The sequence below is a fragment of the Belliella alkalica genome, from assembly GCF_022549785.1.
Taxonomy (GTDB): Bacteria; Bacteroidota; Bacteroidia; order Cytophagales; family Cyclobacteriaceae; genus Belliella; species Belliella alkalica.
In genome coordinates, this window is record NZ_JAKZGO010000011.1 from 49857 (window position 1) to 62114 (window position 12258).

The following is a 12258-nucleotide window of genomic DNA, read 5'->3' on the forward strand; positions in this document are numbered from 1 at the left end:
TGCACTAATAATAAACCCACGATGATCGCATTTGATAACATAATTAGAATCGAGAATGATTCGCGTATTCCCAAGTACCAACAGCTTGTACAATGTATAATTGAAAACATAGAAAGGGGTTACCTCACAATAGGTGAAAAAATCCCTTCAATCAACGAAGTCAGTGAACGCTTTTACCTTTCGAGAGATACTGTGGAGAAAGCCTACAACCAATTGAAAAAGCAAAAAATAATTTTATCTGTCAAAGGTAAAGGTTATTATGTGGCTCGAAATGTATCTCAATCACAAGTGAAAGTCTTATTTTTACTCAACAAGCTAAGTAATTACAAACTCCGAATCTATAACTCATTTTTGGAAAGCCTAGGATCAACTACCAAGGTAGATCTCCACCTTTACCATTGTGATGCAAAAATCATGTTGAAGATCCTGGAAGAAAATATGGGTGCTTATGATTATTACGTGGTCATGCCCCACTTCAAGGATGACAAACTCCGTCACCAAAATGTAAATGACCAAGTCATAGAGGCTTTGCAAGCAATACCTTCCGAAAAGTTGGTAATCATGGATAACCTTATTCCCGAATTGGGAGAAAATGTAGCTTCTATCTATCAAGATTTCAAAGGAGACATATACAAAGCGCTGAAAGAAGGAATAGCAAGACTGAAAAAATATGAAAAGCTTGTCTTGGTGTATCCAGAAAAAGTCCATTATCCTTATCCTTCAGAAATCAAATGCGGATTCCAGAAATTCTGCATCAACCATAATTTTGATTTTGAGATTATTCCGACTATTTATCCAGAAATGGAATTGGAGACGAATGACGCCTATATTACGATTGAAGAAAATGACCTTGTCTGCCTGATCAAACAAATCAGAGATCAAAAATTCCAAATGGGAGAAGATATCGGTGTGATTTCATACAATGACACCCCACTCAAAGAACTTCTTGGAATCACTGTGATGTCCACCAATTTTAAAGTGATGGGAGAAACAGCCGCCTACATGATCAAAAAGCATAAGCATGAAGTCGTAAAAAATGTGTTTAACTTCATAGACAGAGGCTCAATTTGATTTCCCACAGCAAAGTACAGGACAGTTATTTCAGCTATTCATGATAGTTTGAGCATTCTTTTTAACCCAAAGCAATCATGAGTAAAAGCACAAGCTTAATTGCAAAGCTAAATGCAATCAATGAGTACGAGCGTGAACCAATCCCACAGAGTAAATTAAAAGGGTGGAAAAAATTCATTGGAACCTACGCTGGTGAACATACCGCTGGTACAGAATTCGTTTTAGGACCTCTCTTTGTCGCTCATGGTGCGACGGCAGTTGATTTGGTTTCTGGCTTACTGATAGGAAACATTTTGGCAGTATTAAGTTGGGCATTTTTTACGGGAAGAATAGCCGTCAAAACAAGACTTACGCTTTATTTCCAATTAGAAAAAATAGCTGGATCAAAGTTTACCCTTATTTACAATTTGGTAAATGCAGGACTTTTCTGTTTCCTCGCAGGCGCCATGATAGCAGTATCTGCTACAGCAGTTGGAATCCCTTTCAATTTGGAAATGCCGACACTGACAGATATCTTACCGAATTCACTTGGTTGGGTCTTGACAGTATTTGCGATCGGAACCATCACCACGATCGTAGCGATGTTTGGCTTTGAGCAGGTCTCAAAGTTTGCAAACATTGCAGCACCTTGGATGATCATGGTATTCATCGCAGCAGCTGTAGGCGTACTTCCAAGGCTTGGAATCAATTCTATTTCAGACTTTTGGCCAGTTGCCAAAGAGACTATTTGGAGCGGTGTGCCACTGGAAGGACAGAGTAAATTCACCTTTTGGCATATCATGTTTTTTGCATGGTTCTGCAATATGGCCATGCATATCGGAATGGCAGATATGTCTATCTTGAGATATGCGAAAAAATGGACCGCAGGTTTTTCCACAGCTTCAGGCGTTTTTCTAGGTCATTACATTGCATGGATTGCTTCAGGAATTCTCTATTCTCTATTTCTTTTGGAATCAAACAATAGCTTAACTTTCGCACCTGGGCCTATAGCTTATGAAGCTGCTGGAATTGCAGGAGCTATTTGTGTTGTTATTGCAGGTTGGACTACAGCTAACCCTACACTTTACAGAGCAGGTTTGGCAATACAATCCATCAATCCAAATTGGAAAACTTGGAAAGTGACTTTGTTCGTAGGACTTTTCACCACGATTGCGGCATGCTTTCCAGCTTTGGTAATGAGATTGTTGGAATTCGTAGCCTTGTATGGCTTGATCCTGATGCCACTTGGTGCAGTGATTTTCATAGATGTATATTATATGGAGCGTTGGGGACTGAAAAGCAACTATGCTTTGCATTCAGGAAAAAAACTAAATCCAGCTGTAGCATTCACGTGGATTTTGACATTGGCGTTCTGCTTAGCCTTAAACCTATTTGCAGGGATAGAAATTTTCTTCTTGGGCTTACCGGGTTGGTTTGTGGCAGTGATTGCATACTTGTTGTTCAGCAAATTGCTCCAAAAACCTATCACTTCAATTCCACAGTCAAAAAATCCACTTGTTGAAAAGGCATTAAACTAAGGAAGAACCATGAAAAATCTACTCGTAGTATTATCAATTGTTGGATTGCTTTTCACGATAATCCCACCATTTTTGGTCTTTTCGGCAGTCATTGAGCCAGCTACATCAAAAAACCTGATGTTGGCAGGAACCGTGATTTGGTTTACATCTGCGCCGTTTTGGCTAAATAAAAAATCAGAAAATGATTATCCGCAATGACAATAGTTGGTAAATTTTCACTTGAAATCATGCGGATAATCGTTATTAGTCGATTTGTTATCAGCGCATTAATTGATTTAAAACACATCATTTTGTTTGGCTACTGGTAAGAAAGCGGATAGGGATAAAACAGAATATGATTATCCGCAATCATACCACTCATCAATTAAGCGATTGTTTTTTGGCAAACTGATACTAATAGATATTGGATATTTATTGATATTGGTTAGAAATCACAGGTTAATTCAATTATTTAGATTCTACTGGTATGAAAACGGATATACATAAAACAGAAAATACCGAAATATGAAACAAACCATCTTAATGATGGTCTTTTTTGCTGTCAGCACTTATGGATTTTCCCAGAAAATTGAAAAAATCAACCTGTGGGAAAAAGAAGCTCCATACACCCTAAAAGCTATAGAGGAAGACCAATTTAATGAAAGGGGAAATGTAGAAACTGTCGCTATTCCAGACATTACGGTGTATTTTCCAACTTCTGGAGAAGGTAACGGCCGTGCTATCCTAATCTGTCCCGGCGGTGGATACAGAAATCTCGCAATCAATCATGAAGGCTATGACATTGCAAAATTTTATTCCGAAAAAGGTTATGTAGCAGCTGTATTGAAATACAGATTGCCAGAACCAAGCTTGGTCTCCGAACCATGGAATGTACCTTTGGCAGATGCCAAGCAAGCCATCAAATTGATAAGAAAGAATGCTGAAAAATGGAATATTGATTCTGAAAAAGTCGGAGTCTTGGGTTTTTCGGCTGGAGGACATTTAGCGTCTTCGCTTTCTGTACACGGTATTTTGGAAGAAGGAAGTCTTCCCAATTTTAGTATATTGATATACCCGGTGGTCAGTTTTGAGAAAGGCGTGACGCATGAAGGTTCTAGAACCAATTTGCTTCGAGAGCAATTGGAGACTGATTGGGAAACATTTTACTCCAACGAAAAACAAGTCAATTCAAATACACCTCCAGCTTTTCTTGTCCATAGTTGGGATGACAAAGCTGTACCGGCAGAGAATTCGATCCGATATGCAAAAGCACTTGCAGCAATTGGCACAAAAACCGAACTGCATCTTTTTGAAAAGGGTGGGCATGGCTATGGAAAAGGGAATTCCCTCACCCATGGCACTGCTTCCCAATGGATAGATATGAGCTTGATTTGGTTAGATCAATTATTCTAAAAATTGTGAACAGGAGAGTAAAGGATAGTCTCTTCATTCTTATTGGGTATTTTTGATTTGGATAGCTATTTTGAGCTACCGTAAGCTTACTTAAATTGGAGATCTTAGAGCATGTTTCTTTGATTATTCAGCATAAATAGATGCCGTTTCTTTGGGAAACTATACCAAGTATTCCCCTGCACTAGATGCCTAGATATGCTTCTGCAAGTCTGCTAAAATTAACATTTAACCCAGAAACACTAAAATGAAAAAATTCTCCTTTTTTGTTCTGATCGTGTTATGTTTTTCTCAAAACCTAGCAACTGCCCAGACCCAAAACATATTAACTTTTCAAACTTCCGAGACGAAGCTGGAAATTGCATTTTACAAGCCTGATTTATTTAGAGTCAAGGTCGGTGCGCAAATACCTGAAGAGGAGTTTTCTTACATGCTAGCGCATCAACAATGGCCTGCTATTGCTGTGAATCAAGAAGAGAACGCAGATTCATACCTTATCACGACCCCTACACTGAAACTAGAAATTGACAAAAGCTCACTTGCAATCAAAGTTTTTAACGAAGCCGGAGATTTGATATCTTCAGAAGCGTCAAATGAATCTGGAGGGTATTACCAAAAAGAAATCAAATCAGGCATTTCAAAAAACATCCATTCGGATGAGCACTTTTTCGGATTTGGTGAAAGAATGGATTTTCTAGATCAAAAGGGAAAATCTTTGATCATGAATGTAGGCCGAGGATTGCTGAAACCACATATAATCGGTGCCTACAATATCTTGGAAGCCAACTATGCTCCAGTGCCATTTATGATGAGTACCAAAGGCTATGGCATTTTCTATCACACAAGTCAGCCCAGTGAATTTGATTTGGGGAAAACGAACAAAGACAAATTGACTTTTCAAGCAGAAGGAACACACGTGGATTACTTCTTCATGTACGGACCTGATTTCACACATTTGATCAATCACTACACAGACCTTACTGGCAAATCTCCTTTACTGCCAAGATTTGCCCACGGATTGCATGTGGGAACTTACAGTGGAGGTACTTGGGGACACGAACATCTGACTTCAGGAGAATATGTAGTCGCCTTAGCTAAGAGATACAGACAAAAAGGTATTCCATTTGATGTACTTCATTTGGACTCTACTTGGAGGCTTTTTGGGAAAAATGGAGGAAGTGGCGCAACTTCTTTCGAATGGAGAGAGACATTTACCGATCCAAAGAGCATGTTTGACCAGCTATATGGAATGGATGTAAACATGGTAGGATTGCACGTCAGGCCAAGATTTGATAATGGAAATAACCTAAATCTCCTTGATCAAGCCAGAGAAGGAGGGCATGTGTACCCTGAAGAAAACAACAAAGGCGAATTTGTCAATTTCTTCGATGACAAAGCCGTCGATTGGTGGTGGGAAAATGGCGTGATGAAGATCGCAGAAATTGGTGCAATGTTTTTGAAGACGGATGAAGGAAGTGCATTTGGAAGACAAGCGAATGAAAGTAGCAAAACAGGCCCTACCAGTGCGGAGGCGAAAAAATTACATAATGTGTTTCCAGTAGCTTATGCAAAAGCACCTTATGAAAAATTCAAAGAGCACAACAAAATGCGTGGCATGAACCATACACGTGAAGGCTATGCCGGCATTCAACGATATCCATTTATCTGGGCTGGAGACTGGCCAAGTGAATGGCAATATTATGCTCCTGTAATCCGTGCTGGCATCAACATGGGGCTATCAGGAGTTGGATATTGGTCGCATAATATGGGTGGATTCGAGCATGATGCCGATCCTGAGTTATTTGTGAGATGGGTACAGTTTGGCATGTTTAGTCCAGTGGCACATGTGTTTGGAATGGATCATCCTGGTTACAAAGAACCTTGGAACTATGGTTCGGAAGCCGAAAAGATCTTCACACAATATGCCAAACTTCGCTATAGACTTATTCCTTATATCTATACCACGGCATTTCAACAAAACCAAACCGGTGTTCCTATCATGCGCGCATTAGTCTTGCACCACCAAGAAGATTTGAACACATACAGTATTGACGATCAGTATTATTTTGGTGACCAAATGATAATCTGCCCCGTAATTACCAAAAGTGCCAAAACAAGGGTGGTCTATCTGCCGGAGGGTAAGTGGTTTAATTACTGGACAGGAAAATCTTATGAAGGTTCGAGCTATTACAACATCGTAACTCCTCTTGAAACACTTCCGATTTTTGTAAAGGAAGGAGCAATAATTCCTTCGCAAGATGATGTTTTGTATGATAACAAGGAAAATTACGGTCGCTTGACCTTCGAAATTTTTCCTGGTGAAAAAGGTGATTTTGAGCTTTTCGAAGATGATGGGATTTCTGAAAATTATGCTGATAATGATTATTCATTAACAAAAATAGAATCAGAATCTGTAAACAATACAACCCACATCACCATTCATAAATCAGAAGGAGACTACAAAGTCCCTAACCGTGAGATAGTTTTGAAAGTACATGTAAAAGAAGAGCCTCAAATCATTCAAGTCAATGAAAAAAGATTAGGAAAATCAGAAGACAAAAATGGATGGAAATATGATAGTGCAAAAAATATAATTATGTTGCACATACAAAAACCTGCTAATCAAAAGATTACAATAAGCATAAATTAAAGTACTAAAATTAACAGTACAGAACAGGACAGTAAATATTATTAAATAGGATAAATTTCCTTAAATAACTTAAACCTAGTTTACCATGGCTATTTTGGAACAAAAATTCAATCATGTCTCTTACCTCTGGGACGAACAAAAAGCAAATTCTTTGGGCGATGACGAAGTTGCCCTTTTGATATACAGATCTAATATACTCGGTGCGGATCTACGAATCACAAATTATGGAGGTGGAAATACGAGCTGTAAGACTTATGAAAAAGATCCCCTTTCAGGAAAAGAAGTAGAGGTGATGTGGGTAAAGGGCTCAGGTGGAGATATTGGTACTTTGACCAAATCAGGACTAGCAGGCCTTTATGTTGACAAGCTGAGAGCTTTGGAAGGCATATACAAAGGAATAGAATTCGAAGATGAAATGGTCGGTCTTTTTAACCATTGTATCTACGATCTAGACTCTAAAGCACCTTCGATCGATACACCACTGCATGCATTTTTGCCATTCAAACACATTGATCACCTTCATCCAGATGCAGCCATTGCTATTGCAGCTTCCAAAGAAGGCGAGAAAATCACCCAAGAGCTTTTTGACGGTCAGATTGCTTGGATTCCTTGGCAAAGACCAGGCTTTGACTTAGGTCTTCAATTGAAGAAGGCTTTGGACGAAAACCCTGGAATCAGAGGAATCATGCTTGGAGGTCACGGACTTTTCACTTGGGGTGACACAGCTTATGAATGCTATATCAACAGCCTTGAAGTAATCGAAAAAGCTTCCCAATACCTTGAAGACAACTATGGTAAAAATAGACCTGTTTTCGGTGGTCAAAAAATCAAGTCGCTCGAGCCAAGCAAAAGAAAAGATCAGGCTGCCATCATTTCTCCTTTGTTGAGAGGACTTGCTTCTAGCTACGACAGAATGGTCGGTACTTTCAGTGACTCAGATACTGTTTTACAATTTATCAACTCCAATGATTTGGGAAAATTGGCACCTTTGGGTACTTCTTGCCCAGATCACTTTTTGAGAACCAAAATCGCCCCTCTTGTACTAGACATTCCTGCCGATCAAGACCTAAGCGACTTGGGTGCCATCAAAGAGCACATCAGCAAGTTGTTTGCTACATATAGAGAAGGCTACAAAGACTACTACGAAAAGCACAAAAGATCCAACAGTCCAGCAATGCGTGATCCAAACCCAGTGATCATCTTGTGGCCGGGTGTTGGTTTGTTTTCCTATGCAAAAAACAAACAAACTTCAAGAGTAGCTTCTGAATTCTATATCAACGCAATCAACGTAATGCGAGGTGCTGAAGCAGTATCAGAATATGTTTCTTTGCCATTGCAGGAAGCTTTTGATATCGAGTATTGGTTATTGGAAGAAGCAAAGCTTCAAAGAATGCCAAAAGAGCAGCCTTTGTCAAGGAAAGTAGCCTTGATCACAGGAAGTGCAGGAGGTATCGGAAAAGCAATCGCAGACAAGTTAGCCAAAGAAGGTGCTTGTGTGGTCTTGACAGATCTTGACGGTGACAGATTGGAAGAGGCGGTAAAGGATTTCGGAAAAGATACTGCTATCCAGACAAAATTGAATGTATTGGAAAATGACACGATAACTTCTGCCTTCAAAGCGGCAAACCTTGCCTTTGGTGGTGTGGATATTGTCGTGAACTGTGCAGGTCTTGCTATCAGCAAGCCTTTGACAGAAACTTCAGAAGCTGATTGGGATTTACTGAATGATGTCCTTGTAAAAGGCCAATTCAAAGTGAGTCAAGAAGGTGTAAAAATACTAAGAGCACAAGGTCTTGGTGGAGATATCATCAATATTGCTTCTAAAAATGCCCTTGTATCTGGACCAAACAATGTAGGATACGGAACTGCAAAAGCAGCTCAAGTTCATATGTCAAGGTTGTTGGCTGCTGAATTGGGACCTGACAAGATCCGTGTAAATGTGGTGAATCCTGATGCTGTAATCGAAGGTTCAAAAATCTGGGAAGGCAAATGGGCTGAAGGAAGAGCGAAAGCTTATGGTATTTCTGTAGAAGAATTGCCTGCTCATTATGCAAAAAGAACATTATTGAATGAAATCATTAGCACAGAAGATATAGCAAATGGCGTTTTCGCTTTTGTAGGTGGAATTTTATCCAAAAGCACCGGAAATATCCTTAATGTAGATGGCGGAGTAGCTGCCGCATTCGTGAGATAATTACCTCAAACCTATTTATACATTAATTCCTTTCAGGTTTTTTCTAAATTAGACAATACTTTAGTCTAAACCTGGAAGGTTTTTATTTATCTAATATGATTATCTGCAATAACACCAGAAGGTGAATTTTCACATGAAATCATGCAGATAATCGTCGACGGTCGTCTGTCGACTGTCGACAGCATTGAATTCAAGGTATTTACCTAAATAAATTTGGATACTGGTATAATAGCGGATATATACAATCTAATTATTCCCAAAAATGAAAATCACACAAAGCCATATAGAAAATTCCAATGATGATTTGAAAAAGAATCACACGGAATCTTTTGATTTTTTATCCAATCAGCTTTCCAATAAAGGTGTAGATGTAAATTTGGTCGTTGAAAAAATCAAGGCATTGCAAATTGCTATACCATCATGGGCACTTGGTGCTGGAGGGACTAGATTTGGACGTTTTTCAGGCGCAGGCGAGCCAGCTGATTTGATTCAGAAGATTCAGGACATCGGAATCATCCACGCACTCAATAAATCAAGCAACGCCGTATCACTTCACATCCCCTGGGACATTCCCCAAGATTATGAAGCTATCAGGCAGATCGCAAAGGATCTCAATATCAATTTTGACGCAGTCAATTCCAATACTTTTCAAGACCAACCTGGACAAAAAGTATCCTACAAATATGGTTCTTTGGCTAATTCAGACAAAGCTGTAAGGGAACTGGCAGTAGAGCACAACAAAGAAGTCATCAAAATCGGTGAAAGATTGGGTTCAAAAGCATTGACTGTCTGGCTTGCAGATGGATCAAGTTTTCCTGGACAACATAGTATCAGAAAAGCTTTGGCAAATACACATGATTCACTAAGCTCCATATACGAGTACCTTCCTTCAGATTGGAAAATATTGGTGGAATACAAGCCTTACGAGCCAAATTTCTACAGCACAGTAATCCAAGATTGGGGTACCTCCTTTTTGTTGGCTAATAAGCTTGGACCAAAAGCATATACTTTGGTGGATCTTGGTCACCATTTGCCAAATACAAATATTGAACAGATTGTAGCTACATTGATGACAGAGGAAAAATTGGGTGGATTCCATTTCAATGATTCCAAATATGGTGATGATGACCTTACTGTAGGAAGTGTCAAACCATATCAGCTGTTCCTGATTTTCCATGAATTGGTACAAGGTTTTGCAGAAACAAATAATCCATCACTTTCATGGATGATCGATGCAAGTCACAATGTAAAAGATCCTTTGGAAGATCTCTTGCAGTCTGTGGAAGCCATCAAGCTAGCGTATGCCCAAGCATTGATCATCAATCAAAAAGCCTTGGAAGATGCACAACAAAATCATGATACCGCCAAAGCACAAGAAATCTTGCAGGATGCCTACAGAACAGACGTGAGGGCATTGGTGTCAGAAGCAAGCAGACAGTTGGGAGGGGCGATCTCTCCAATAAAAGCATACCGAAAAGTTGATGTGAGAAATGAACTGATCAAGGAGAGAGGAACTGATAGTAAAGCCAGCGGATTGTAAGAGCTTGTTTAAACTTTATCCTTTGGCCTGCAATTGCGCCTCTTCCGCCCACTCTTCGGCTATTTTCGGGGATGTAGCGGTGGCTACGACCCCTAAAACGAGCCTCGATTGAACGAAAGATGCATCAATTTCATCCGTTTATTGTTGTTTTCATCTGATGGATGGAATCTTTGATGATTTAAATAATCATTACCCTTCGAGTTTTAATGATTATTTAAATCATGTCGATTTCGGCTTCAAAAACAAAATTTAATCAAGCTCTAATGATACCTGTTACTGCCATATTTGATATAGGAAAAACCAATAAGAAGTTCTTTCTTTTTGATGTGAATTTCAAGGAAGTCTATAAAGTCTATCATCGCTTGGAATATATTCAAGACGAAGATGGAGATCCTTGTGAATCCATCAAGGAATTGACAAATTGGATCAAAGATACCCTTACCCAAGCACTTGCTTTGGAGGAATTCAACATCAGAAAACTCAATTTTACAACCTATGGAGCATCCCTTGTCCATTTGGATAGAGAAGGTGACCCGATCACACCGTTGTATAATTATACCAAAGAATACCCAAAGGATCTTTTAGAGGATTTCTATAACAAATATGGCCCACAGGAAAATTTCTGCCAGGAAACTTCCTCTCCTGCCTTGGGTATGGTCAATTCGGGTCTGCAGTTATATTGGCTCAAATACCGCAAACCTGAATTATTCAAAAAAATCCACAATACCCTTCACCTTCCCCAGTACCTGAGCTATATGTTTACAGGGAAAATGGTCTCAGATTACACAAGTATCGGTTGTCACACTGGTCTATGGGATTTCAAAAACAATAGCTATCATCAATGGCTGGAAAATGAAGATCTATTGAAGTTTTTGCCAAGAGCAGTGGATTCGGCTGAGACTTTTCCCATTTCATTCCGCAAGCAGTCGATGTCGGTAGGCGTGGGTGTACATGATTCCTCTTCTGCACTATTACCTTACCTTATCAACAATACAGAACCTTTTGCCCTCTTATCCACTGGGACTTGGGCCATTAGTATCAATCCTTTCAACAACGAAGAACTGACTTTGGATGAATTGGAAAAAGACTGCCTTCATTTCATTGGTATTCATGGTCAGCCTATCAAGATTAGCCGACTTTTTATTGGTGAAGAACACAAACACCAAATCGAGAAGCTTTACGAATATTTCAAGCTAGAAAAAGGATATTACAAGGCTTTGAAATTTGATCCTATCCATTACGAAAAAACAAAGGCCTGTAAAACCAAGAAATTCCGCTTCGAATATCTGAAACCGGAAGTTTGTGGGATATCCCAAGCCGAGAAAAATGATTTTTCCCAGTTTGATACATTTGAAGAAGCATATTATTGTTTCTTGGATGAGCTTACAGAATTGCAAGTGGCCTCACTTCAGTTAGTCTTAGCTGATACTTCAGTAAAGCGATTGTATATAGATGGTGGATTCAATGCCAACGAGATGTTTGTAGAAATGCTCCGCCAAAAACTCCAAACCATCAGTGTGGAAACGACAGATTTTGCCTTGGGAACAGCTTTGGGAGCTGCTATTTTAGTGAATAAAGTTGCTGTGGATGGGTAATGGTGATCTTTTTTACTATGCAGTTTGATTATGCGCAATGACACCATTTGTTAGGTAGACATATCACTTAAAGTTTTTCTGATAATCGATGGCCATCCGACCACAGTGGCTTGAAATGAAGTACATATATTTTTGTAAATGGCTACAGGTACGTAAGCGGATATACAAACTATACAAATATCAGTATGTTGATATTTTATTTCTTTGTAAAAGGGTGTTCCAGTGCGAAAGTCATGAAAAACTTTACCATCGCTAGGCTAAAAGCTAGCAGGAAGACAAGCTTATCGTTTTTACACTATTCT

Annotated in this window: 8 protein-coding genes; all 8 read left to right on the top strand. The window is 39.3% G+C overall.

Annotation, left to right across the window (positions count from 1 at the left end; all coding sequences use genetic code 11):
• Positions 1-21: 21 nt before the first annotated feature.
• On the top strand, positions 22-1071 hold the full coding sequence (locus tag MM213_RS13705; RefSeq protein WP_241413073.1) for a GntR family transcriptional regulator: 1050 nt from the start codon (positions 22-24) through the stop codon (positions 1069-1071).
• Positions 1072-1148: 77 nt separating this feature from the next.
• Positions 1149-2588: a purine-cytosine permease family protein gene (locus MM213_RS13710; protein WP_241413075.1), complete on the top strand. Its 1440-nt coding sequence runs from the start codon at positions 1149-1151 to the stop codon at positions 2586-2588.
• Between the two features lie 9 nt (positions 2589-2597).
• Positions 2598-2786, top strand: a complete 189-nt coding sequence (locus MM213_RS13715; protein ID WP_241413077.1) for a hypothetical protein — start codon at positions 2598-2600, stop codon at positions 2784-2786.
• Between the two features lie 306 nt (positions 2787-3092).
• Positions 3093-3980, top strand: coding sequence for an alpha/beta hydrolase (locus tag MM213_RS13720; RefSeq protein WP_241413078.1), 888 nt, complete (start codon positions 3093-3095; stop codon positions 3978-3980).
• A gap of 244 nt (positions 3981-4224) precedes the next feature.
• The gene (locus tag MM213_RS13725) at positions 4225-6627 is read left to right on the top strand and encodes a glycoside hydrolase family 31 protein (protein WP_241413079.1); all 2403 of its coding nucleotides are present in this window, start codon (positions 4225-4227) and stop codon (positions 6625-6627) included.
• A gap of 85 nt (positions 6628-6712) precedes the next feature.
• Entirely contained in the window at positions 6713-8821 is a 2109-nt protein-coding gene (locus tag MM213_RS13730; protein ID WP_241413080.1) for a bifunctional aldolase/short-chain dehydrogenase, read from the top strand.
• 262 nt (positions 8822-9083) lie between these two features.
• Positions 9084-10361 (top strand): sugar isomerase, encoded by a 1278-nt coding sequence (locus MM213_RS13735; RefSeq protein WP_241413081.1) that lies wholly within the window; start codon positions 9084-9086, stop codon positions 10359-10361.
• A 263-nt stretch (positions 10362-10624) separates the two neighbouring features.
• Entirely contained in the window at positions 10625-11956 is a 1332-nt protein-coding gene (locus MM213_RS13740; protein ID WP_241413082.1) for an FGGY-family carbohydrate kinase, read from the top strand.
• The last annotated feature ends 302 nt before the right edge of the window (positions 11957-12258 follow it).

What these genes read in the sequence shown, in the direction of transcription:
- MM213_RS13715 (WP_241413077.1), top strand. Translation starts at nt 2,598, where the DNA reads ATGAAAAATCTACTCGTAGTATTATCAATTGTTGGATTGCTTTTCACG.
- MM213_RS13710 (WP_241413075.1), top strand. Translation starts at nt 1,149, where the DNA reads ATGAGTAAAAGCACAAGCTTAATTGCAAAGCTAAATGCAATCAATGAG.
- MM213_RS13740 (WP_241413082.1), top strand. Translation starts at nt 10,625, where the DNA reads ATGATACCTGTTACTGCCATATTTGATATAGGAAAAACCAATAAGAAG.
- MM213_RS13705 (WP_241413073.1), top strand. Translation starts at nt 22, where the DNA reads ATGATCGCATTTGATAACATAATTAGAATCGAGAATGATTCGCGTATT.
- MM213_RS13725 (WP_241413079.1), top strand. Translation starts at nt 4,225, where the DNA reads ATGAAAAAATTCTCCTTTTTTGTTCTGATCGTGTTATGTTTTTCTCAA.
- MM213_RS13720 (WP_241413078.1), top strand. Translation starts at nt 3,093, where the DNA reads ATGAAACAAACCATCTTAATGATGGTCTTTTTTGCTGTCAGCACTTAT.
- MM213_RS13735 (WP_241413081.1), top strand. Translation starts at nt 9,084, where the DNA reads ATGAAAATCACACAAAGCCATATAGAAAATTCCAATGATGATTTGAAA.
- MM213_RS13730 (WP_241413080.1), top strand. Translation starts at nt 6,713, where the DNA reads ATGGCTATTTTGGAACAAAAATTCAATCATGTCTCTTACCTCTGGGAC.